General features: G+C 37.6%; 24 protein-coding genes. 4 read left to right on the top strand and 20 right to left on the bottom strand.

Going from position 1 to position 22,556, the window contains the following annotated elements; translation table 11 throughout:
• Nucleotides 1–110: 110 nt before the first annotated feature.
• From G4D63_RS20040 to G4D63_RS19990, 11 genes are all read right to left on the bottom strand, one after another.
• Nucleotides 111–1,316, bottom strand: a complete 1,206-nt coding sequence (locus G4D63_RS20040) for a Ger(x)C family spore germination protein (RefSeq protein WP_163181835.1) — start codon at nt 1,314–1,316, stop codon at nt 111–113.
• Entirely contained in the window at nt 1,313–2,902 is a 1,590-nt protein-coding gene (locus tag G4D63_RS20035; protein WP_163181834.1) for a spore germination protein, read from the bottom strand. The genes G4D63_RS20040 and G4D63_RS20035 overlap by 4 nt, the downstream gene beginning before the upstream one ends.
• A complete protein-coding gene (locus G4D63_RS20030) occupies nt 2,886–4,010 on the bottom strand; it encodes a GerAB/ArcD/ProY family transporter (protein WP_163181833.1) in 1,125 nt (374 codons plus the stop codon). The genes G4D63_RS20035 and G4D63_RS20030 overlap by 17 nt, the downstream gene beginning before the upstream one ends.
• A gap of 391 nt (nt 4,011–4,401) precedes the next feature.
• Nucleotides 4,402–5,673, bottom strand: coding sequence for a peptidase (locus G4D63_RS20025; RefSeq protein WP_163181832.1), 1,272 nt, complete (start codon nt 5,671–5,673; stop codon nt 4,402–4,404).
• A gap of 15 nt (nt 5,674–5,688) precedes the next feature.
• A complete protein-coding gene (locus G4D63_RS20020; RefSeq protein ID WP_163181831.1) occupies nt 5,689–6,351 on the bottom strand; it encodes a 3-oxoacid CoA-transferase subunit B in 663 nt (220 codons plus the stop codon).
• Entirely contained in the window at nt 6,336–7,013 is a 678-nt protein-coding gene (locus tag G4D63_RS20015; RefSeq protein WP_163181830.1) for a 3-oxoacid CoA-transferase subunit A, read from the bottom strand. Before G4D63_RS20015 ends, G4D63_RS20020 begins: the two co-directional genes overlap by 16 nt.
• An 11-nt stretch (nt 7,014–7,024) precedes the next feature.
• Entirely contained in the window at nt 7,025–8,374 is a 1,350-nt protein-coding gene (locus tag G4D63_RS20010; protein WP_163181829.1) for an aspartate aminotransferase family protein, read from the bottom strand.
• 206 nt (nt 8,375–8,580) lie between these two features.
• The gene (locus G4D63_RS20005; protein WP_163181828.1) at nt 8,581–9,486 is read right to left on the bottom strand and encodes an NAD(P)/FAD-dependent oxidoreductase; all 906 of its coding nucleotides are present in this window, start codon (nt 9,484–9,486) and stop codon (nt 8,581–8,583) included.
• Between the two features lie 110 nt (nt 9,487–9,596).
• On the bottom strand, nt 9,597–10,613 hold the full coding sequence (locus G4D63_RS20000) for an SDR family oxidoreductase (RefSeq protein WP_163181827.1): 1,017 nt from the start codon (nt 10,611–10,613) through the stop codon (nt 9,597–9,599).
• A 318-nt stretch (nt 10,614–10,931) separates the two neighbouring features.
• Nucleotides 10,932–11,066 (bottom strand): YjcZ family sporulation protein, encoded by a 135-nt coding sequence (locus G4D63_RS19995; protein ID WP_163181826.1) that lies wholly within the window; start codon nt 11,064–11,066, stop codon nt 10,932–10,934.
• Between the two features lie 184 nt (nt 11,067–11,250).
• The gene (locus G4D63_RS19990; protein WP_163181825.1) at nt 11,251–12,030 is read right to left on the bottom strand and encodes an undecaprenyl-diphosphate phosphatase; all 780 of its coding nucleotides are present in this window, start codon (nt 12,028–12,030) and stop codon (nt 11,251–11,253) included.
• 141 nt (nt 12,031–12,171) lie between these two features.
• Here G4D63_RS19990 and G4D63_RS19985 point away from each other — a divergent pair, with 141 nt between their 5' ends.
• Both G4D63_RS19985 and G4D63_RS19980 read left to right on the top strand, forming a co-directional pair.
• Nucleotides 12,172–13,227 carry a DmpA family aminopeptidase gene (locus G4D63_RS19985; protein WP_163181824.1) on the top strand — a complete coding sequence of 352 codons (1,056 nt, stop codon included), beginning with the start codon at nt 12,172–12,174 and terminating at the stop codon, nt 13,225–13,227.
• Between the two features lie 27 nt (nt 13,228–13,254).
• A complete protein-coding gene (locus tag G4D63_RS19980; RefSeq protein WP_163181823.1) occupies nt 13,255–14,082 on the top strand; it encodes an aminotransferase class IV in 828 nt (275 codons plus the stop codon).
• A 43-nt stretch (nt 14,083–14,125) separates the two neighbouring features.
• Here G4D63_RS19980 and G4D63_RS19975 read toward each other — a convergent pair whose 3' ends face one another.
• From G4D63_RS19975 to G4D63_RS19965, 3 genes are all read right to left on the bottom strand, one after another.
• Complete coding sequence (locus G4D63_RS19975) at nt 14,126–14,968, bottom strand: SGNH/GDSL hydrolase family protein (protein ID WP_163181822.1); 843 nt, start codon at nt 14,966–14,968, stop codon at nt 14,126–14,128.
• Nucleotides 14,969–15,465: 497 nt separating this feature from the next.
• Entirely contained in the window at nt 15,466–16,029 is a 564-nt protein-coding gene (locus G4D63_RS19970; protein WP_163181840.1) for an SCO family protein, read from the bottom strand.
• 174 nt (nt 16,030–16,203) lie between these two features.
• Nucleotides 16,204–16,455, bottom strand: a complete 252-nt coding sequence (locus tag G4D63_RS19965) for a DUF2535 family protein (RefSeq protein ID WP_163181821.1) — start codon at nt 16,453–16,455, stop codon at nt 16,204–16,206.
• 202 nt (nt 16,456–16,657) lie between these two features.
• On the opposite strand from G4D63_RS19965, the gene G4D63_RS19960 reads away from it, so the two are divergent.
• Nucleotides 16,658–16,897: a hypothetical protein gene (locus tag G4D63_RS19960; protein ID WP_163181820.1), complete on the top strand. Its 240-nt coding sequence runs from the start codon at nt 16,658–16,660 to the stop codon at nt 16,895–16,897.
• Nucleotides 16,898–17,070: 173 nt separating this feature from the next.
• A complete protein-coding gene (gene trhA, locus G4D63_RS19955; RefSeq protein WP_163181819.1) occupies nt 17,071–17,712 on the top strand; it encodes a PAQR family membrane homeostasis protein TrhA in 642 nt (213 codons plus the stop codon).
• 41 nt (nt 17,713–17,753) lie between these two features.
• On the opposite strand, the gene G4D63_RS19950 is transcribed toward trhA, so the two are convergent.
• The 6 genes from G4D63_RS19950 to G4D63_RS19925 all read right to left on the bottom strand — a co-directional run bounded on the left by G4D63_RS19950 (nt 17,754) and on the right by G4D63_RS19925 (nt 22,444).
• Complete coding sequence (locus G4D63_RS19950; RefSeq protein WP_163181818.1) at nt 17,754–19,454, bottom strand: M3 family oligoendopeptidase; 1,701 nt, start codon at nt 19,452–19,454, stop codon at nt 17,754–17,756.
• A 39-nt stretch (nt 19,455–19,493) separates the two neighbouring features.
• Nucleotides 19,494–19,745, bottom strand: coding sequence for a GNAT family N-acetyltransferase (locus tag G4D63_RS22510; RefSeq protein ID WP_420837837.1), 252 nt, complete (start codon nt 19,743–19,745; stop codon nt 19,494–19,496).
• Nucleotides 19,660–20,376: a GNAT family N-acetyltransferase gene (locus tag G4D63_RS19940; protein ID WP_163181816.1), complete on the bottom strand. Its 717-nt coding sequence runs from the start codon at nt 20,374–20,376 to the stop codon at nt 19,660–19,662. The genes G4D63_RS22510 and G4D63_RS19940 overlap by 86 nt, the downstream gene beginning before the upstream one ends.
• Nucleotides 20,377–20,559: 183 nt before the next feature.
• A complete protein-coding gene (locus tag G4D63_RS19935) occupies nt 20,560–21,048 on the bottom strand; it encodes a dihydrofolate reductase (protein WP_163181815.1) in 489 nt (162 codons plus the stop codon).
• A complete protein-coding gene (locus tag G4D63_RS19930) occupies nt 21,045–21,839 on the bottom strand; it encodes a thymidylate synthase (protein ID WP_163181814.1) in 795 nt (264 codons plus the stop codon). The genes G4D63_RS19935 and G4D63_RS19930 overlap by 4 nt, the downstream gene beginning before the upstream one ends.
• 209 nt (nt 21,840–22,048) lie before the next feature.
• The gene (locus G4D63_RS19925; RefSeq protein WP_163181813.1) at nt 22,049–22,444 is read right to left on the bottom strand and encodes a hypothetical protein; all 396 of its coding nucleotides are present in this window, start codon (nt 22,442–22,444) and stop codon (nt 22,049–22,051) included.
• Nucleotides 22,445–22,556: the final 112 nt, after the last annotated feature.

Below are 22,556 nucleotides of genomic sequence, written 5' to 3'. Positions count from 1 at the left end.
TTACTGCCCATAACTTGTCCTCAAATGTAAATTTAGCCATAAAAAAAACTGCACCTCCATTGTTAGTTTTTTGTCTAACAATTTTGGTGCAGTTCAATGCGTCGATTTTTTTACTCAGCTTCCTTGTTTTCAGTTTGAAAGCTTTTTCCTCTAACTCCGGATCTTCTAATGTAAATAGTTGACTCTACTTCGATTGTGGCATCAGCAAAGTGTTGATCCCAGTCTTTCTCTAGTGTTTTATATAAATCATAGTGCTGTCTCTCCAATGTCTCTCCAAAACCAAAAATGTCTGCCTCGTATTTTTCTTGAAGAGTCTTAATGGTGTTTGACACTTCTTCTTCCACAAAACTCTCCGTACGATCTTCAATTTTCTTATATGTTTCAAGCTTCTCTAGGTCTTCTGTACACTGAGAACCATCTATTTTACCTTCTGCTTTAATACTTACTTTAAAAGTTGGTTTTCCTTGATGAACTTCGGCCTTGACTTCAGTATTTGAACTTTTTATTCTCACACCCAGGTAATTACCTTTATCATCACAAGGAATTGTAAGGTTAGTGGTTTCTAAACCATTAATCCATAAATAATTCCTCGTATCGGTAATTGGTAATTTCCCGATCAGTTTGTCTTCCTTAAATACTCCAAGTCCCGATACTTCAACTAGTGCATCTGGTTCGACTTGCTGAATATTTTCTACATTTTCCCCTTTTTGGGGATTTCCTTTAATTTTAATGGTTGCGAGAACAGGTTCTCTTCCTTTAGAAGTAATAGCCGAAATAAAATCAGTTAATCTAATGTTTGGGTCTCCGCCCCAGTTTTGATAGAACGTTTGAATCTGCCTATTTACTTTTAGAGAAGAGACCTTTTGTAAGGCATACGTTACTTTTAGTACGTCAGATGCTTTGTCTCCCTCGTAAAGTAGCATATTAAAATCATTACGAAATTCTCCGCTTCTTTCCAAATAATCTAAGAAGCCAATTAATCCTTTTTTAGCAACAGCCTCTGTGAAAACAACGACTCTTGTATGGGAATAGATTAATTCTCTCGACATACCTACGTTCATTCTATTTGCTAACTCTGAAAGTGAATCTCCCTCCTGAGAATAGGTAATCGACCCTGTGAATCCTTGCGCTTGAACCTTTGCGTTTTCAGTTGGATTTATAACCTCAACCGTCAGTTTATACTTGTGATTCTCACCTTGGTCAATCGCAATTCCCGTCACAATTGAGACATCATTTAATTCAGTTCGATCCCAACATCCAGCCAAAACAATAACGGTTAGAAACATGATAATTGATTTTGTAGATGTTTGCATCATGAATCTTCTCCTTTAGTTGGAGGACTTGGGGATTGGTTGGTTTTTTGACGATAAGGACCCTTGGGATTTAAGTAGGTTGGTCTTTTCTTATTAGCCCATGTTGGAAAACGGATGAATACATCCGTCTGGTCTTCCATAATTAAGGGAGCCACAGGTGCTAAATATGCAACGCCGAATGAACGCAAGCTAGCTAGATGGATGACCATGACAACTAAGAAGACTAATACCCCAAACAACCCAAAAACAGCCGCACATAAAATCACGACGAACCTTAATAGCCTTGTTGAAATAGAAAAGTTATAGATAGGTGAGACGAAGCTTGCAATGGCTGTAAATGCTACCACTATGACGAGAACATTCGACACTAGTCCTGCTTCAACCGCTGCTTGTCCAATTACTAGTGCTCCTACAATGGATACCGTTTGACCAACGGCTCTTGGCATTCTTACTCCCGCTTCTCTTAAAACTTCAAATGTAAATTCCATCAATAGTATTTCAACCACGGCTGGAAAAGGTACCCCTTCCCGCTGAGCCTGCACACTAATTAGTAAGGGGGTAGGTAGCAATTCATGGTGGAAAGTTGAAATAGCTACATATAGAGATGGAAAAATCAAGGCAATCATAAATGAAATGTAACGAATAAACCTAATGAATGACCCCATCACAAAAGGCTGATAATAATCTTCACTGGATTGAAAAAAGTCTGTAAAAACAACAGGAGCTACCAATACAAACGGACTCCCATCCACGATAATAATCACTTTTCCTTCTAAAAGGTTAGCACAAGCACTATCAGGTCGCTCAGTATTATACAATAACGGAAAAACAGTCAAACTTTTATCCGTAATGAATTCGTCAATATTACCAGAATCTAATATATAGCTAGTGTCTATTTTATTAATCCGCTTTCTTATCTCCTCAATTAGTTTGCTATTGGTGATCCCGTCAATATAGCCAATAACCACAGTCGTCTGTGAATCCTTGCCGATAATAGAGGACTCGAACCGCAAATGGGGATTCTTTATTCGACGCCTAATTAAGCTAACATTCGTTTCCATTGATTCCGTGAAACTATCCTTTGGTCCTCGAATAATAGTTTGTGTACTTGGTTCCGTAATTCCCCTGAATTGGATATCAAAAACTTTTAAAGCTAGAGCAACATTAACACCTTCAACTACAAGTAATATATATCCCGATAAAAGATACCAAACAGCATCATGCTCTTTTGAGACAAATTCATAAGGAATACTGGTGAAATAGGTTTCTCGAAATTCATTAAATGATGCCTGATCAGTAATGTTTTCCTGCTCCTTAATGGAATTCCCTAGCGGCTCCACAATCTTTTCAGCAAGTTGCTTCGAATCAATCATACTGTCTAGATAGCAAGCAAAGCCGTTTTGTCCACCAACCTTTATATAACTTTGCGTAAAATCGATGGAATCCTGAAAGGTTTTTTTAAAAGTTTCATAATTTGAAGCTAAGCTGCTAGAGAGGTCTTTTGCTTCTTCACCTTCCGACAAGAGTTCATCACTCGTTGTTGGTTGATTAGGCTTTTGAGCTGAAAACAATTTAGTTAAATTGATCATGCTGTTGCCCCCCCTTTTTTACTTTCGTTTTCCATAAAATAATGGGGAATAAAAGTAGAGGTATTCCAAGCTGGAATGGAAGATGTAAATAATATGGTACGACGATTAACCCCTCTTCAATATGCTCAGCAAAATTACCACTAACGCCTACAGACAAAAAAGCAATCAGCATGCTTATTGGAAATATAAAATAGCGATAGGGTCTTAAAAAAATGAGTTCTAGCCCCTTAAGCCCACCATATGTAAAAACTGCAACCTTAATAATGACTCCAAACATCATGATAAACACAATTAACAGGTCAATACGCTCAATAAACTCAAGTAGTGATATTTCTCCGGCAGCAGAGAGTAATGGAAAGTTCGCCCTACTTTTCATACTAGATCCTAGAGTTGTAATTTGGATGATTGATGAATACACCAGTAGTAAACCTGCAGCCAATACGGAAGCAATACTAACCTTACCAATGTATTTGGCTTTTGAAACATAAGGAAAAATCAATGTGAATACAATCAACTCTCCAAAAGGAAACGTTAGTAACGAAGGGAAAATTGCTTTAGCAACGGGTCCAATCCCTTCGGGCAATATGGGCAATAAATTTTCAAAATGCATTTCTCCAGAGAACAAAACCCCAAACCCAATTCCAAACATAAAAAAAATAACATAAGGGAGAAATATTTCACCCGTTCTTGCTAAAACCTCCAAACCTAGATATAAAACGTAGGAAACAACAAGCATAAAAATAATCATCGTCACTTCTATAGGGGTCCTAGGAAGGATAGAGGAAGAAATCAGCTCTCCAAAATCGCGTAGGACTCTAGAAGCGATATATATAAAATATAGGACATACAAACATATAAAGAATCTACCTACCCATTTCCCTACTGCCCACTCGAAAATCTCAAACAGATTCTTACCTTCAACTCGTGAATTAATTTGACTAAAAAATAACACTAATAATACCCCTAATAGGGTTGCAATGGCGATCGCAATCCAGGCATCCTGTTTAGCATCATTACCAATTCCAACAATAATGCCACTACCCATTTCGAAAATAAAAATCAGGATGAATAATTGCCATAGTGAGATTTTTTCAGTAAGTTCTTTCATTTACTTCCCCTCAGCTCATTTGGAGACAGTTTGTGTATTTTTCCGGTGCCGATAGTCTATCATTAGAGACGAAATGAACCCTACTATCAATGCGAAAACAACAAACACTTCTCTTGTTGCTCTTTCAGGATAAACAATATAGTAGATCGCCTCAAAAAGGGAAAACCCATAAAGATGAGTATCTATATAAGACATAAGCAATATCGATAAACAGGTACATACAATAAATGCTAATGTGACCATATGGCCTCCGTTTTATCTAAATTTCTTCTTCCCCTCATTTTCTCCAATGATTAGAGTTTTATGTAAGAATTCCCAATATAAGAAAACTAAAATTTAGTTTAGAAGTGATTTTTAAATTCACGTAGGAATGTAAAAAGGACGAAAGCAATTAGCTCTCGTCCTCCATATTGCACCACTCTACCATCATATTAGCCAGTATTTCTGCAGCCTCCATCATATGATCGAGGATAATAAACTCATTAGGATAATGAGCAACCTCTGTTGTTCCTGGTCCAAAAATGATAGTTGGAATACCAGCCACCTTTGTAAACAAACCTCCATCTGTGCCCCAAGGCGATGCTTCAATGACCGGATTTTGCTTCCTCACTTTTTTATAGTTGTTTTCAAGGAGAGTCATTGCTTCATGTTTTAGATCAATGGTTCCTGGTACCCATCTTGCTCCAAACCAAGTAACTTCAACTGGATGTGTTACAAACCAATCATCAAACTCACCTAGATTTCCAATATAGTGTTCAAATTCTCTCTTAACATCTTCCATCTCTTCTTCCGGTGCAACACCAATTCTTCCCTCAAGAATTACCTGATCTGGTACAGAGGAAGGCCAATTCCCACCACTCACTTTTCCAATATTAATGGGGACAGGAATGGGGATAGATTGATAGAGTGGATCATCAATCCTAGAATTTCTAAGTACCTCAAGGTCTCTTACTTTCTCGATAACTACTACACTTTTTTCTATTGCACTTACACCCTCATACCGAGTACCACCATGCGCTGATTTTCCTGTAACTGTCAAGCGAAACCACATCGATCCCTGCTGCTTAGGAAATATCTTCATACTCGTTGGTTCAGGAATAATCGCAACATCTGCCTTATATCCTCTTAATATCGCTGCTAATGATCCGGCACCACCACTTTCTTCCTCAATAACACTTTGAAAAACAATATCACCTTTTATTGGGAGATTAAGCGCTTGTAAAGCCTCAATGGCTAAGAGCATGGAGACTGTTCCGCCCTTCATATCTGTAGTTCCTCGCCCATACATCTTTCCATTAACAACATCAGCACCATATGGGTCATACTCCCACTGCTTTGGGTCACCTTCAGGAACAACATCAATATGACCATTCAATAAGATAGATTTACCTCCGCCAGTTCCCTTCATAACACCTACTACGTTAGCGCTATCAGTAAAGGAACTACGGGGAGAAACAAAGTAAGGATGCGATTGTAATTCAGTAAAATCTGGTTCCCAAATATCAATCTCTAAACCTAGCTCTCTAAGCTTTTCAATAATGACTGCCTGTGCAGAGCTTTCAAGCCCTGTGATACTCCGTTCTTGTACAAGTCGTTTTAACAGTCTGATCGCTTGTTCTCTATTTAATGTAAGCCACTCGTTTATCTTTTTTTGCACATCCAAGGATACTCTCCCCCTCTAATCTATATCTTTCAGGCTATGATCAATCAATAATTCAACATCAGTATTATTGATAACGTCATCTATAGAATAAGGCGTCATAACTTCCCTTAACCATAGACCGTCTTCTTTCACTTCTAGCACCGCATAATCTGTGATTACCATATTTACACACCTTGTAGCTGTTAGGGGAAGGGTACATTCTCTCACAATCTTTGGACTTCCATCCTTATTGGTATGGTTCATGACGACAATCACTTTTTTTGCTTTCTGAGCAAGGTCTATCGCCCCACCCATTCCTGGCACTCTTTTCCCTGGAACAATCCAATTGGCTAAATCCCCCTGTTCACTTACTTGAAGTGCACCAAGAATGGTTAGATCAATGAGGCCTCTCCTTATGATTGCAAAGGCCATTGCGCTATCAAAATAAGAAGCACCGGGTACAATCGTTACCGGGTAACCTCCAGCATTACACAGATTTTCATCCTCTTTTCCTTTTGGTGGAGATTCTCCCATGCCAAGCACACCATTTTCTGCATGAAACATCACATTTATTGCTTTTGGAAGGTGATTGGGTACCAATGAAGGTATGCCAATTCCTAAATTTACAACCATATTATGTTTAACTTCCTGAGCAGCCCGAGCAGCAATCATGTTCCTAATGTCTATTCCCATACCCACTTCCAGTTCACCCCTTCACTTTGTATGATTCCATTTACAAAACAACCAGGGGTTACAATTTCTTCAGGTGAGAGGGTCCCAATTGGTACGAGCTCCTCTACTTCAGCAAAGGTTAGATTCCCAGCCATGGCTACTAGTGGATTCGTATTTCTCGAACTTTTATCGTAGATAAGATTTCCATATTCATCTCCAACCTTAGCAAATACAATCGAGATATCTGCGTTTAGAGCTGTCTCTATTAAATATTTCTTCCCCTTAATCGTCGTTGTCTCCTTATTCTTCTCAATGACAGTTCCTACACCTACATCAACAAGCACTCCTCCTAGACCCACACCGCCTGCACGAATTCGTTCCATTAGTGTACCTTGTGGAACAAATTCCACCTCAAGTTCTCGATCATTCATAAGCTTTCCCGCTATAGGGTTTGAACCTATGTGTGAGGTGATGATTCTCTTTACTTGTTTATTAACAATTAAAGGGCCAATACCAATCGTAGGAAATCCTGTGTCATTTCCAATTAAGGTTAGATTCTTTACTCCTTTTTCCGAGATTTTCTTCACGATGGTTGGTGGCGTACCAATCCCGCCAAATCCTCCAAACATGATCGTACTCCCATCCACGATATGATTCATGATTGTATCGATTGTTTGTTGTTTAGTCATAGCCTCTCTCCTCACGCTATGATTCCTGGAGTAATCAAACCTGAATCTATTTCACTAAATGCTCGATCAAGCAATTCAACCAACTCATCAACTTGTGTGTTTGTAATCGTTAGAGGAGGAGCAATGATGATTCCATCGCCTAAAATTCCGTCCTCACCAGCAGCAGCCGGATACACTAATAACCCTTGTTGCTTTGCCTTTTCAATGACTAAAGCTGTCATTCCAAAGCCTGCGGGAAAAGGTAATTTCAGATCATTTTGTACAAACTCCATCCCTACTAGGAGGCCTTTGCCCCGGATATCTCCAATCCAGTGATATTTAAGTTGTAGTGCTTTTAATTGCCCTTGTAAATAGTCACCTGTTTTTTCTACCAGATTAATAATGTTATGTTTTTCAATATAATTAAGAACCTCTAATGCAACTGCGGCTGATTGTGGATTACCGCTAAATGTATGACCGCTCATGATCACCCTAGATCCATTTTGAATAGGCTCTAGAATACGATCTTTAACAAGAGTCGCTGCAATTGGAGTGTATCCTGCACTCAGGCCTTTTCCAAGTGTGATAATATCCGCGGTTGTATCCCAATGCTCCAGTGCTAGCATCTTCCCCGTTCTTCCGATTCCTGTCATCACTTCATCGGCAATAAGCAGGATATTGTATTTGTCGCAAATCTCTCTAATTTTTTCATAATAACCTGCAGGAGGAGTCATGGCTGCACCAGCAGCACCAACAATTGGTTCGACCATGAAGGCAGCTATATGTTCTTCTCCTATCCTTAGGATGACTTTTTCTAATTCTGTTGCACATTTAAGGTGGCAATTTGGGAATGTATCTTGGTAGGGACAGCGATAACAATAGGGAGGGGAAATGGCTGGATCCGATTCTAAAAGTGGAACGAACCGTGCTCTTCTAGCGTGATAACCAGATATGGACAATGCTCCGAGGGTAATCCCGTGGTAGCTCATCCAGCGAGAGAGGATTTTCTGTTTGGTAGTCATCCCTTTTTCCTGCCAGTATTGAATAGCAATTTTTAAGGCTGTCTCGGTTGCCTCTGAACCACTATTGACCAAAAAACTCCAATAGTCAGCACCTTCAACGAGAGTTGATAGCTTTTGTGCTAATCCTTCTGCAGGAAGGCTTGTAAACTGGGATCTGTAAACAAAAGAGATTTTTTCTGCTTGATTATTCATTGCTTCAATGATTTCGGTTACTCCATGTCCTATACTAGCTGTGACTGCACCAGATGAACCATCAAGATATTTCTTTCCATCTGAGTCATATACGTATATTCCTTTACCATGGCTAATGACAGGATATATTTCATCTAAAAGTGGTTTTATAAGGCGAGAATGCACCATTTTTATTCCCCCCGTTGGAAGCATATATTTCCTTAAAGTTTATTCTGGTGTAGCTACATTCATGTAATAAAAACATTCAGTTTAACTATGTTGTTGATTTTCATTACAGGACACTCGCTTTCCGCGGGGCGTGCGGAGTCTCGCCTCCTTCCACTACAATCAACCCTGCTTAAAAGAGACAAAAAAAGACGGATATAATTGCTCCGTCAATTTTCTAGTATTCGTTTGTGCATCCAAATGGCGGCCTGTGCTCCTTCGCCCATTGCGATGGTTAGTTGTTCTGAGTGTGCAACGATGTCACCGGCTACCCAAACATTTTTGATGTTTGTTTCTTTTGTTCGTGGATCAGCAGCTATATGCTGATTTTCTAATCTTTCTACACCTAACTGCTTTAATAAATCCGTATTCACTTTGCTTCCTCCAAACGCTAAGAAGCCGCGGTCAGCTTGAATGATTTCTCCCGATGCTAAGGTGACTCCTGAGAATTTCGAAGGTGATTTTACGTTAACAGTTTCAACCTTTTGTGTGATCACTTCTATTCCCTTTGCATCTAATTGTTCTTGTAATTTTTCTCCAATATGTGTGCGATCATGATTAATATAAGTGATATCCTTTGTGAAATAGGTTAGTGTTAGGGCCATGTTTGCTCCAACGTCTCCTGCCCCAACAATGGCAAGCTTTTTATCCTTTACCTCATACCCATCACAATCTGGGCAAATATAGATAGAAATCCCCAGACATTCTTTAAGATTTGGGATCGTTAGTGGAAGCTGATCCTTTATTCCTGTGGCCATGAGTAAATACTTACACTCATATTCTTCATTTGTGCTCGTACTAAGAATAAATTTACCATTCTCACTCCGTGCATTCACTACATCACCCTTAATAAAGTGAACGCCGTATTTTTCAGCGTGCTGTTTACCCAATGCTCTGAGATGCTCTCCATCAACTCCGTCTGGATAACCAAGTACATTATGATAGCACCGACATAAGGTTGAACGTCCTTCTCCTTTATCAATAACAGCTACTTGATGACTGTATCTTCCGAGCATAATTGCAGCCTGTAAACCCGCAATCCCTCCACCGACAATCATACATGGATAGAAATTCATATGTATACCCCTCCCTATGTAAAGCAAAAAGTAACCGGGATTCACTTACCAGTTACTCTTCCAGAAATATAAAAAAGCCTCCTAATCTATACTAGGAGGTAGTTTTTCCTTTAATTAGGAGCTATATTCATTTGCTTTTCTTTCTGCCAAGTCTCTAATAACTCTTGTTCTTTATTCTTAGTTATTCCTGCTTGCATCGTATATTGCTCGTCACGAGTTTGTGACCATTTAAAAGTATCTACAATTGTTTCACGTATAGGCCGTAAGCTTAATCCATCACCTAATGATTTATCAAGGTTCACCGCTGAAAAACCATCCATCCCTATACCTAGAGGTATATATAGTGGCATATCGATCCACATTTTTATATCATGCTGATCTAAGAAGCTCTTAGGTACCCAAGTAAAGGTTGTTTGAGCGTTTAATTCATGTTTGGTTTGTTCTAGTAATTCACCAAGTGTTAGTTTTTCGTCAGGTCCGGTTACATGATAGGTTCCTACAGCTTTATTTTCTAATTGTTGAACGATAAATGAAGCTAAGTCACGAACATCAATGATTTGAACAGGTGTATTCGGATCATCTGGTGCTAACACTTCTCCACCGTTTCCAACTCTAGATGGCCAATACGTAAAACGATCTGTTGGGTCATGTGGTCCAACAATTAAACCTGGACGAATAATCAAATGGCGATCTGGAAAAGTCTTCTTAACCTCTTCTTCACATAATGCCTTTAATGCGCCATAAGTCTCCCCTGTGACTTCTTCCACTGTTTCGTCTTCAAGCTTTAAAACTTCTGCATCCTCAGTCAGTCCTGGCGTAGAGAAATCTTTATAAACAGAAATGGAAGAAATGAATGTATAAACACTAGTAGCTGAGGCCAAAATGGCAGTCGATTGTCCTACTACTCTTGGAACATATCCACTCGTATCAATAACAGCATCCCATTTCCGTCCTATTAAACTAGATAAATTCCCATCCCGATCACCTATTAAATGTTCTACCTCTGGAAACAGATCAGCATTTGTTTTTCCTCTAGTAAAAATGGTCACCTCATGTCCACGACGTAGTGATTCTTCAACAAGATGCCTCCCAAGAAACTTTGTCCCGCCTAATACGAGAATATTCATAATTTCGCTCCTTTTACATTCTATACTTATTGCGTTATTCAGAATGATTTCTCCATACATAATTTCCCTTTTATATTTATATTCTTTGTTTGTCCATTTCATGTTTGGAATGATGAAATGAAATAGTATGTAATCTTTTAGTCTGTTTATGTGAGTATAAGATAATTTTAGATTTTTTCTAGAATTTAGTCTAGTGCTCACTCAGATTATTTAAACTTTACCCACCATCCCCCTAGGGAATGAAGAGTTTTTCACTTCAATCAAAGTAAAACCACCATTTAGAATGGTGGTTTTACTAAAAGGCTAAAGCCTCATTTATTAAGATACATAAGAAGCGCCGATGATAATTAATAAGATAAACAATACAACAATCAGCGCAAAGTTATTACCTGTAGCTGGTACTCCATAACCATATCCTGGAAAGCAATCGTGACCATAACCGTAACCGTGCATATTCACTCACTCCTTTTATTTTTAAAGCTTACACTGTTAACATATGAGGAGTGGGTCCATTACGTATGTGCGAATGCCCATTTTTATAGGTTTTTTACCTATTACCTATTTATGGAAGAATCTAGACCTATTTTTACTTAGCTGCAGCTATAATCTACGCCTTAATGAAAGAAAGCTTATATTTTTAGAAAATACCAGCCCATTGTAAACTGATTACAAGAAGACCTAAAGCCCATACATATACTGCAAACACCTTTAAGGAATGCTTTTTTAAATAAGAGATCATCCATTTGACTGCGATATAACCGAAAAAGGCGGATGATGCTAATGCCACTCCTAACGCTGGTAAACTTATATTCTCAACTGACCCGCTATACAAATCAAAAGATTGTAACACAACCGCTCCGGCAATTGCTGGAGTTGATAATAAGAAGGAAAAGTAAGCGGCTGTTTCACGATCTAGTTTCCGAATTAAAGCAGCTACAATCGTTAGCCCCGATCTAGAAATAGCCGGTAAGATAGCTGCCGCCTGGAAGGTACCAATGAAAAAAGCATCTGTATAGGAGATATCGTCCATTTTTTTATATCCATTTTTAATATTATCAGCAAACCATAGAAATAATCCCGTCACTAGAAACTCCCAACCAATCGTAACACCTGTTTCCGAAATCTCCTCGAAGTAGTCCTTAAAAGCTAAGCCAATAACGACAGCTGGAATGGTACCAACAATTAATAGAAACGTACGCTTACTAATAGGATTTTTTAATATATAAATAAATTCATGCTTATACACTACTAATATTGCAACAAGAGTTCCTACGTGTAGCATCGTATCCAAGAAGAGTCCTGCCTCATCTAAACCAAATAAATGTCGTCCGATAAATAAATGGCCCGTACTACTAATCGGTAAAAACTCAGTAAATCCTTGAATAAGCCCCAATATAAATGCTTCAATTTTAGTCATGTCCAAAACCCTTTCAATGGTGTGATATATTATCCTATTCTTTTATTTGGACAAACAAAACTCGTATTTTTATTTATCAGTATTTTTTTAAATTGACAGGTTTCATGAATGAATCAACAATATAACCAAGGGGGAATTTTTATGAAGAAGTATAAAACAAAGGATTTCCACATTAACATTGGCAAGCTCCAGAGTGGTCCCACCAATTCTATTACAGATGTCCATGGTGTTAAAGTTGGACATACTACGATTTCAGAGGGCGATATTCAAACTGGAGTTACAGCTGTATTACCCCATTCCGGAAATCTTTTTCAAGAAAAAGTAATTGGCTCTATACATACCATTAATGGTTTTGGTAAAACAGCAGGGTCCATTCAGCTTGAAGAGCTAGGGACAATTGAAACACCAATCATCCTGACGAATACTTTAGCAGTCGGGGCAGGTCTTCAAGGCGCTATAGACTACACGCTTGCTAACAATCCCTCAATTGGGCGAACAACTGGAACAGTCAATGCAATTGTCTGTGAATGTAATGATATGATCATTAATGACATTCGGACTAGCTCCGTAACGAAAGAACATGTTTTACAGGCGATTGATTCAGCCACTCCCGAGTTTGAGGAAGGGAATATTGGTGCCGGTACCGGAATGGTTTGTTTCGGATTAAAGGGTGGTATTGGATCCTCTTCAAGAATGGTTAACTTAGGAGAGCGTTCTTTTACTGTTGGTGTAATGGTTTTAACCAATTTCGGAAAGATGGAGCATTTAACAATTGCCGGAAAGCATGTCGGTCCAGTGGTAAAACATTTACATCCGCAAAAACATCAGGAAGATGTAAGGGACAAAGGTTCTATTATTATCTTGGTGGCAACTGATCTACCGGTAAATGAAAGGCAGCTTAAGAGAGTATTAAAAAGAACGGCGGTTGGATTAAGCAAGACGGGTTCTTATATCGGTCATGGAAGCGGTGATATTGTCCTTGGTTTTACCACCGCACATAAAATCTTGCATGAGAGCTCAACTTTCTTCTCTTCTCAGGAAACGGTACAAGATTATGCCTTAGATCCAGTGTTCGAGGCAACTGCAGATGCTACAGAGGAAGCAATCCTTAATTCACTATTATCATCGGAAAATACAAAGGGTCGGAATAATCAGACTGTTTATTCTTTACGTTCCTTTATAAATGATATATTGTAGGAAGAAATATGACAGGAGGAATTACATATGGAGATTGCTTATTATAAAGATCAATTTCTAACAGATGTTAATGAAGGAATTGTTCCCATACAAGAACGTGGTCATCAATTTGGTGATGGCATTTATGAGGTTGTCAGAGTATATAATAAAAAGCCATTTATGCTTGAAGATCATCTTGACCGATTTGAGCTTAGCGCGAATGCGATTTCACTTACGTTACCTCATACTCGAGAGCAACTAAAAGAAATTATTTTAGAGGGAATTCGACGCTCTGGTGAGGATTCTGTTGATGTTTACTTTCAAGTAACAAGAGGAATCGCACCAAGATTACATTTATACCCTGACACACCGGCTGTTTTATCAATGGTAGTTAAACCATCCAAATCACTTGATGAAAGCAAAAAAAGAAACGGTATAGCGGTTCTTCTAATGGATGATGAGCGATGGGCCAACTGTTATATCAAATCCTTAAACCTACTTCCTAATGTCATGGCAAAGCAAGCAGCAGTTCAAAAGGGATGCGATGAAGCCATTCTTGTAAAAGAGGGATATGTTACAGAAGGATCTAGTAGTAATCTATTTGTCGTAAAGAATGGAACCTTATATACGACCCCTGCTACCAAGCAAATTCTTCATGGAATTACCAGAAAGGCTGTTTTTACCTTGGCTGAAAGATTAAACATTTTAGTGAAGGAAGAAAAATTCACACCTGAATTTTTACTGAATGCAGATGAGGCGTTTATCACAAGCACAACTTCTGAGGTATTACCGATTAATAAAGTAGACGAGCACAATCTGCCAACACACTTTTCTATTACACACCAGCTTCAAAATGAATTTTCGACTCTATATTAAAACGTCGGTGATTTTGCACCGACGTTTTCTTTATCTTTAGAGTTCAATATCCATCTTCCTCTTCTTCCACTTCTGCTACCACATAACTTGCCGTGAGATCGTAATGAGAAATATACGTTAAAATACGATTGGCCATTTGCTTATAGCCCGCTTCATTCGGATGGATATAATCATGAAACAAATATTGATCTTCTTTTCCTTTGAACACATCTGCTACAGGAATAAAATAGGTATGATCATAACTCGAGAGCACATTCTCCGTACTCTGATTCCAACTGTCAATTAATTGTTCGATTTCAGGTACACCTGAGAACAATGAGGCAAACGGATTGTAGATACCCACAAAATATAACTGAGCATGAGGATTGTATTCTTTAATCTTAGAAACAATTTGATTTAAATTGATTAAATAGTCCCTATTTCCTTTTGCAAAAGGAGCGTTGGTTAAATCGAAAATGTTTTGTTGAGCAACCGATATAACATCGTTACCACCAATAGTTACAATGATATAATCCGCTTTACTAAGTGAATATTGTACCTCTGAACGTTTTAATTCATTCAACAATTGATCCGAACGGTGTCCCCCAATTGCATAATTCTTGACTGATGTTTGGTCTACTCCACGTTGTGCTCGCAGCATCTGATCAAGAACCGTGATATACCCAGTGTTACCTGACTGATCTCCAAAACCTGATGTGAGTGAATCTCCCAATGCAACAATCTTTAAGTCTCTAGGGAAAAACGAAGAATCTACCTTTTTCAATATGTGGCTTTTTCTTTCTATATAAGGATGATTTGCTGAGGCTTGTAATGGCTCATTCTGTTTTGAATTAAACATGACCATAAGCATGACAGCAAAGGAAAGTAGTATAACAAGTCTAAACAAAGCTGTCCCTCCTTGATTGTCCATACTCTATTATATAAATCATCTTTATATTCAATGACCATAATCATCATTATAAGTTAAAGGACATGCACTTCCTTTAATTAAATACTACCAAATTATATACAACACTCTTTTAGGAAGGCTATCATGAAAATAAGGAGATCTTCGTTCCGGAACACTCGCTTTCCGCGGGCGGTTGGGGAGCCTCCTCACTAGAAAAGCGGAAATGCCCTGGTTAGCCCCGACAAGCAAATGTTCCTACATCAAGAAAAGGGTGATCTTTCCCTTTTCTTGATGTAGGGTTATTTGACCTCGAGGGGCTGGGCATTGCAGCTAGACACTCGCTTACACTCCTGTGGGGTCTCCCCTAAACCGCTTCTCCCGCAGGAGTCTCGCGTTCCTCCACTTCGATAACTGCTTAAAAATTATCATAGTTCTTTAACAGGACTTTAAAAAACCTGTTATAAACTCTAATAAAAAAACTCCCTTTGAGGGAGTTATTGCAGTTTTGAGATGTCATCTAGCATTTGTTCATAAGGAGGGTTTTCTAACCCGTTGTAGCTACTTACAACAATTCCATCTTGATTGACAATATAGAATCGTAGTCCATGAATGACCTGGTCATCTGATTTTGGCTTTTGAACAATAGCAGCAAAGCTTTTTGGTGCAAAAGCTTCTATGTCACTCTGAGAATAACCTGTAAGGAAATTCCAATTAGTAAAATCAGCATCGAACTGTTCTCCAAATGTTAACAGTTTTTCTGGTGTGTCGTTTTCTGGATCTACACTAAATGACACAAACTCTACCTCAAGACCTTTCTCCTTTGCCATGTCTTGAAGCTTAGACATATTTGCGGTTAATGGAGGACAAACCGTATCACAATTTGTAAATATAAAGTCAGCCACCCAGACTTTACCTTTTAATTGTTCTAACCCATATTCCTCACCATTTTGATTTGTAAAAGTAAAATTTTCCACAGTTGTTGCATCACTTGGTACTTCTAGTCCATTTCCCCCACACCCTGATACGATCAGTAAAAGTGAGAAAAAAAGGCCCATCATCAATTTTCTATTCAAATGTCTCACCTTATCTTTCCTATGTATTACAATACCTCTTCTATCATAGCAAAAAATGTTTCAATAATAAAAAAAAACCGTGCTAATGTCACAATTTTGTTGAAATCTTGAAACATGATTATTATATCAAAAAAATAAAGACCTTTAGAAAAGGTCCCATTACGCATTGTTTTTTAAAATATCAATTTTGTAGATTTCTGTGTACTCATGCCATTTTAAAGTCTTCTTCAAATGGTCTCTAAATGAGTAGATTTTTTTTGGAGTTGAGTCTGTACTAATCTTCGTTATGAATGTCTCAAGTCTAAACCTAATCTTTAGCGTAAAAAGATTATCTTCCTCCCATACTGGAATTTCTGTGACTTTGACCTTCTGACCACTTTGATGAGTAAATTCTAGACTCTTAAGTAGCAAAATACCAACCTTCTTTTTAACCGTTTCTTTTATTATACTGTAAAAATCTCGCGAAGTCTGTCTTTTCTTGTAAAAACAATAATATTTTTTAGCGTGGCACAAGCATTGAAAGCGCATTCATATTTTTATTATAACAAAAGGAATAGTTTCTACATAATCTAATATACAATATCTTATACTATCGATGGATGGAGGTGTAATCATGGAATTCTCTCTTAACTCAGTACATAGCTATAGTCCTGTTGAGGTAACTATTGATGATGATAATGGTCGTTATATGATTAGAAACGCTGACACTAGCGGAGAAGTTTTTAATACCAGCAATGAGTTAATTTCTTGGATCAAGCAAAATTGGCAGTCTAATCAATTTTCTACTCCACAAGAATTCGAAACGATGCTAAAACAACTAGATGATTATCAGCAGGATGGAATCTCTTTGTAGAGGTTCCTTTTTTCTGAAGTCTAATTACAAAGTCAACAATGATTCTTAAACAGTGCTTTATTGATCGGGGAGGAAAATTCATCCTTCTTTATATAACAAATAAATTGTGTTATGCCCTCCTATCCATTACTATAGTAAGATAAGGAATGTTAAGTTGAAAGGAATGATAGTGAATGGCTACAACACACACCTTCACTAAAGGCGAGGAAATTGCAAACTCCATTACACATGGCATTGGAGGATTGCTTAGTATTGCTGGCCTTGTTATATTAATCGTATTTTCATCGTTATATGGAACAGCTTGGCATGTTGTTAGCTTTACTTTATTTGGTTCAACAATGGTACTCTTATATACAGCTTCAACTCTGGTTCACAGCTTTCCTCCGGGGAAAGTTAAGGATTTCTTTGAAATTATGGATCATTCTTCCATATACTTTTTTATCGCTGGTACCTATACTCCGTTCTTATTTATTGCAGTTAAAGGTTGGCTAGGCTGGACTTTATTTGGAGTTGTGTGGGGATTAGCAATAGGTGGTACAATCTTCAAAGCGTTTTTCGTCAAAAAATATCTTCACATGTCTACTTTACTTTATATATTACTTGGTTGGATGATTGTGTTTGCTTGGAAACCTTTATCGGAAAATCTTCCAGCTAATGGTCTTACCTTACTTGTTGTTGGAGGAGTCCTATACACACTTGGAGCTATTTTCTACGTATGGAGAGGTTTTAGATACCACCATGCCATTTGGCATATTTTTGTTATAGGTGGCTCTGCTGCTCACTTCTTTGCCGTATTGTTCTATTTATTACCTTAAAAAAGGTTCAGTTCATTCGAACTGAACCTTTTTTACTGAACCTACACCTTCATCTTCTCAAGCTCATTTATTTCATTTTCTACAAACTCCATTAAGTCTTTGATCATCGCTCCAGAAAAATCGAAACGAATGCCTGCTGCCTCATAGACCTCATATAAAGACTTAGTATTACCTAGAGATAGAGCTTTTTTATATCGCTTAAGAGTTCCGACCGGATCTTCCTTATACTTTTTGTACATTTGAAGTGCACCCAACTGTGCAATTACATATTCCACATAGTAAAACGGTACTTCAAAAATATGAAGAACAAATAGCCACTCCTTCATACGTGCATCCTCGTAACCACTCCAATCAACTACATGAGAGGATAAGCCTTTCGATAGCTCAGCATATTTCTCCATACGTTCGTCTGGAGTATGATCTGGATTTTCGTACATCCAATGCTGAAACTGATCAACTCGGATTCCGTCAGGTAGGAACGTAACAATTCTTCTTAACATGTCGAGCTTTGCTTGCTTCTGCTCTTCTTTTGAGTAGAAATAATGCCATTGATCCATGGTCAATAATTCCATTGTCATACTTGCTAGTTCAGATGATTCCATTGGGGTATCTCTGTCATATGAAAGTGGAAGGTTACGCTTCATATCGTTATGTATGCAGTGCCCCATTTCATGGAAGAGCGTTAACATATCATCATGGGTATGAGAAGCATTCATGAATATGAAAGAAAGCTCAGATACAGGTAGTGATGTACAGAACCCACCTGGTGACTTATTCTTACGTGTCTCTAGATCTAACATACCGCTTTCATTCATTAGAGCAACGAGTTCGGCAAACCTTGGATCCAGTTCACCCAATGCCCTTGCTGTTCGTTCAACTAACTCATCTCGTGTAGAAAAGGGCTTAAGAGGCTTCCGCTCTGCTGGGACAGCTTTAAGATCATAGGGCCTTAGCGCATCCACCCCCAGTTCAATCTTCTTCTTTTCCTCTATTCGCTTTACTACTGGTAATACATGTTCACGGATTGATTCGGCTAGTACCTTACAGTCTTCTGCCGAATAATCAAATCTTTCATACTCCATAAACATGAAATCACGATAATTGTTGAGGTCTGAGTTCATTGCTTTCTTTTTACGGATCTTTATTAATTCATCCATGATTTCTTGAAGCTCATTTTCAACCGATACCAACGAGGTGAAAATTTTCTCAAAAGCTTCTTTTCTTGTATCCCTGTTTGGATCCTCCAGGTAAGGAAATAATTCAGGAATTGTCTTTTCTTCTCCGTCCCATTCAGATGTTAATCCACCTGTTAATTCAAAATAACGAGTAGCTAGACGGTCCTCAACTACTTCTAGGCTGATATTGTCTTCTCTAAAAAGCTTGATCGCATTTTCTTTACTACGCAATAACCGTCCATATTGCTCTTGATCTAGCATGTCTTTATAGTCTGAGTTCATTAGCTTTTCGTCAAGACGAGCCATATAAGTTTTTAATAAAGGTTCAATCTTTTCCTGATCATACTCAAAATTCCGTTTCGCTGTTTCATCTTGATTGCGTGCTTGAAATTCAATATAATGACCGCTGAGAATTTCTTGTATTTCATCAAAAAATACAGAAAGATCCTTTAACCAATCCTCAACATCTTTTACTGATTCGAATTGAAATTGAACAAAGCTCTCCAATTTCGATTGTATTCCCGGTAAGTCTTGCAAATCATGTTTTTGTTTATAAATGGTACTCATTTCTTTTCTCCTTTCTCTATTAGAAAATCTACTATTCTATTATTCTAATACATTCTTCGTAAAATATCTTAATTCATGGACTACTTTAAACCCTACCTTTTTGTAAAGATGAATTGCCTGTTTATTTAGTGATTCCACACAAAGGGTAATAGAATCAATCTTTTTGATAGTAAATAGCCAGTGTAACGCGATTTTCAATAAATGCCTACCAAGTCCTTTTCCTTGTTCGGATTCTTTTACCGCAAAAAAAATCAATACTTTCTTCTCCAAACTCGGGCTCAGCCTCCACATATATATATCCTAATAAACCTTCATCGGAAGTGAGGACAAATACTTTTCGCTCAGTATTTAGCCGCGCTAAGATTTGTTCTCCACTATAATAAGTACCAGGAAATGCTTGGTCATGGAGTTGTATCATTTCAGCATAATAGTTCTGGGTTAATTCAACCATCACTGGATGTTCCAACTCACTGAGGTTATCTCGATCACAGGTTAGAATGGTCTGCTCACCGTGTTCTGTAGAATTTAGCCTTTTTGCTAGTTCTACTACATGACTATTTTTCTTGTTTGGGAACATATGTAATGAATGAATTTCAGGTGGAAGTAACATGTCCATCTCGTTCCATAAATCAGTAGCATAAGCTAAATAATCTGCCTTTAAGAAGGGGCCCCAAATTTCTGCGATATGATCTTCTAGTGAAGCATCAAAACCTAGAATTCCGACTAGTACATTATGATCATAGGCAGCAACAAAGCTATCGGCAAATGAAACATCGGTTATATCATGTAATAAAGTATTAGCAATCTCTTTACTTTCTTTTCCACAATAACCAATGTGTGAAGTCTCTATAGTATTTAGCTCTGATATGAATCTAGATACTTGTTCTACATTCTCTTTATGTATTGCTTTTACTTCTACCAACATCATCCCTCCTATTTCCGGAATGGTAAGCTATTTATGTACCAAAAGCAGTGTAAGTGTCACCTTCAGAATTTTTTACACACTCCATTTTACCATATACTTACATTGTAAGTGCTTTAAATGGGACTGCTCCAATCTAAAAAGACCAAATCACTTAGATTTGGTCAGCACTTTCAACTATTACTACTTTTTTCTTTCATACAACACATACTCGAAGTCATAAGGATTTTTTTCATCCTTTATTCCAAGTTCCCTTTCAAGTACGACCCAATTCTCCCAATCTATACTTGGAAAGAACGTATCTCCCTGAAACTCGTGATGAATATGTGTGATGTAAAGACGATCTGTGACAGGTAGAAGCTCTTTAAATAGTTCTGCACCACCGATAACAAACAATTCCTCATCCATTTCATTTTCTAACTCTCTTACCTCATCCATACTATGAACAACTCTACAACCTGCTGACTGATAGCTCTCATTTCTAGTCACAATAATGTTTTCTCTTCCAGGTAAAGCTCGTCCTATTGATTCATGTGTTTTTCTACCCATAATAATCGGCTTACCCATGGTTACTCTTTTAAAATAAGCTAAATCAGCCGGAAGATGCCATGGTAATTCATTGTTTCGTCCGATTACTTGATTTTCATCCATAGCAACGATGTATGAAATCATACACTGACAACCCCTTTAATATGTGGGTGAGCTTCATAATTCTCTAATACAAAATCATCAAATATGAACCCAAAGATATCCTTTACTGCAGGGTTAATTTTCATAGTAGGCATCGGCTTAGGATCTCTCGAAAGTTGAAGTTCCACTTGTTCTAAATGATTTGTATAAACATGAACATCACCAAAAGTATGAACAAACTCACCTAATTCTAAGTCACAAACCTGGGCAATCATCATAGTCAATAGCGCATACGATGCGATGTTGAATGGGATCCCTAAGAAGTAATCGGCGCTTCTTTGATATAGCTGACACGATAATTTACCATCAGCAACATAAAATTGGAATAAACAATGACATGGAGGCAGCGCCATCTTCTCCACATCCCCTACATTCCATGCACTTACAATTAATCTTCTAGAGTCTGGGTTGGTCTTAATTTGCTGAATAAGATTCGTTATCTGGTCGACTGTCGTGCCATCCTGTGCAGACCATGAACGCCATTGATGACCATAAACCGGGCCTAAATCACCATTTTCGTCAGCCCATTCATTCCAAATACGAACATTGTTTTCTTGTAAATATTTTATATTAGTATCTCCTGTTAAAAACCAAAGTAATTCATGGATAATCGATTTTAAATGGAGTTTTTTAGTTGTTACTAATGGGAACCCTTCTTGAAGATCAAATCTCATTTGATATCCAAATGTACTTATTGTCCCAGTACCTGTACGATCTTCTTTTTTCACACCATTATTTAATATATGTCTACCTAAATCTAAGTATTGTTTCATCAACTGTCACCCTTTCTACTTTATTTATTTTACTAGAAACTTGGATAATAATAAATAAAAGTTTAAGGGCTTTATTTGGGAGTATCTTACGATAATAATCATGAAATTATTGTATTTATAACTTTAAATCGACGTTTCTATTTAACATAATTCGCAGATGATCAAAAATAGTTAATTAAAACCTAGACTATTATTATGGGAAATTACTATTATGAAGTTATAACTACAAATAAGCATGCTATAAAGGTTATAGCTGCTAAAGGGGCCATTACCAATCTTTCCTTCCTACTTTTTGAAGCCAAATTACCTAAAGTATTTAACCCCATGAATATCGTAATAACAACTACAATAATATTTGTCGGTAAGTAGAAATCTAGTATTATCACTTTTGAATGTATTAAGAAAGTAAAACCAAAAAAGAGTAATAAAAATGCTGATGGCAAGCTAATCATTCTCATTTTATATGGGAGAACTCCTTCATATTTTCCACCCCAGCTATATTCTGCAAGGGGGAAACCTAAAAAGAGGAAAAGTTGAAAGACAGCAATACCACTCGAAACAACCGCAACGATGATAGCGGCAACTTGAATCAATATTACATTCATTAGGAAACCTTCTTTCGGGGAAATTAAACTTTAATTTAACCACTATTATTTTTTAGATAGTATGTAAGTTCTACAAGAAAATTTATTTACCTTCTTTAACTAATCATATCTT

The organism is Bacillus mesophilus, from assembly GCF_011008845.1.
Classification (GTDB): Bacteria; Bacillota; Bacilli; order Bacillales; family SA4; genus Bacillus_BS; species Bacillus_BS mesophilus.
This window is presented reverse-complemented; position numbering and strand designations above follow the sequence as displayed.

Excerpts from the sequence above, each read along its gene's own strand:
- G4D63_RS19935 (WP_163181815.1), bottom strand. The coding sequence starts at position 21,048 with ATGATTTCATACATCGTTGCTATGGATGAAAATCAAGTAATCGGACGA.
- G4D63_RS22510 (WP_420837837.1), bottom strand. The coding sequence starts at position 19,745 with ATGTGGAGGCTGAGCCCGAGTTTGGAGAAGAAAGTATTGATTTTTTTT.
- G4D63_RS19925 (WP_163181813.1), bottom strand. The coding sequence starts at position 22,444 with ATGAATGTAATATTGATTCAAGTTGCCGCTATCATCGTTGCGGTTGTT.
- G4D63_RS19980 (WP_163181823.1), top strand. The coding sequence starts at position 13,255 with ATGGAGATTGCTTATTATAAAGATCAATTTCTAACAGATGTTAATGAA.
- G4D63_RS20040 (WP_163181835.1), bottom strand. The coding sequence starts at position 1,316 with ATGATGCAAACATCTACAAAATCAATTATCATGTTTCTAACCGTTATT.
- G4D63_RS20015 (WP_163181830.1), bottom strand. The coding sequence starts at position 7,013 with ATGACTAAACAACAAACAATCGATACAATCATGAATCATATCGTGGAT.
- G4D63_RS20000 (WP_163181827.1), bottom strand. The coding sequence starts at position 10,613 with ATGAATATTCTCGTATTAGGCGGGACAAAGTTTCTTGGGAGGCATCTT.
- G4D63_RS19950 (WP_163181818.1), bottom strand. The coding sequence starts at position 19,454 with ATGAGTACCATTTATAAACAAAAACATGATTTGCAAGACTTACCGGGA.
- G4D63_RS19970 (WP_163181840.1), bottom strand. The coding sequence starts at position 16,029 with ATGATGGGCCTTTTTTTCTCACTTTTACTGATCGTATCAGGGTGTGGG.
- G4D63_RS19990 (WP_163181825.1), bottom strand. The coding sequence starts at position 12,030 with ATGACTAAAATTGAAGCATTTATATTGGGGCTTATTCAAGGATTTACT.
- G4D63_RS20010 (WP_163181829.1), bottom strand. The coding sequence starts at position 8,374 with ATGGTGCATTCTCGCCTTATAAAACCACTTTTAGATGAAATATATCCT.
- trhA (WP_163181819.1), top strand. The coding sequence starts at position 17,071 with ATGGCTACAACACACACCTTCACTAAAGGCGAGGAAATTGCAAACTCC.
- G4D63_RS20005 (WP_163181828.1), bottom strand. The coding sequence starts at position 9,486 with ATGAATTTCTATCCATGTATGATTGTCGGTGGAGGGATTGCGGGTTTA.
- G4D63_RS20035 (WP_163181834.1), bottom strand. The coding sequence starts at position 2,902 with ATGATCAATTTAACTAAATTGTTTTCAGCTCAAAAGCCTAATCAACCA.
- G4D63_RS19960 (WP_163181820.1), top strand. The coding sequence starts at position 16,658 with ATGGAATTCTCTCTTAACTCAGTACATAGCTATAGTCCTGTTGAGGTA.
- G4D63_RS19985 (WP_163181824.1), top strand. The coding sequence starts at position 12,172 with ATGAAGAAGTATAAAACAAAGGATTTCCACATTAACATTGGCAAGCTC.
- G4D63_RS19930 (WP_163181814.1), bottom strand. The coding sequence starts at position 21,839 with ATGAAACAATACTTAGATTTAGGTAGACATATATTAAATAATGGTGTG.
- G4D63_RS19995 (WP_163181826.1), bottom strand. The coding sequence starts at position 11,066 with ATGCACGGTTACGGTTATGGTCACGATTGCTTTCCAGGATATGGTTAT.
- G4D63_RS20030 (WP_163181833.1), bottom strand. The coding sequence starts at position 4,010 with ATGAAAGAACTTACTGAAAAAATCTCACTATGGCAATTATTCATCCTG.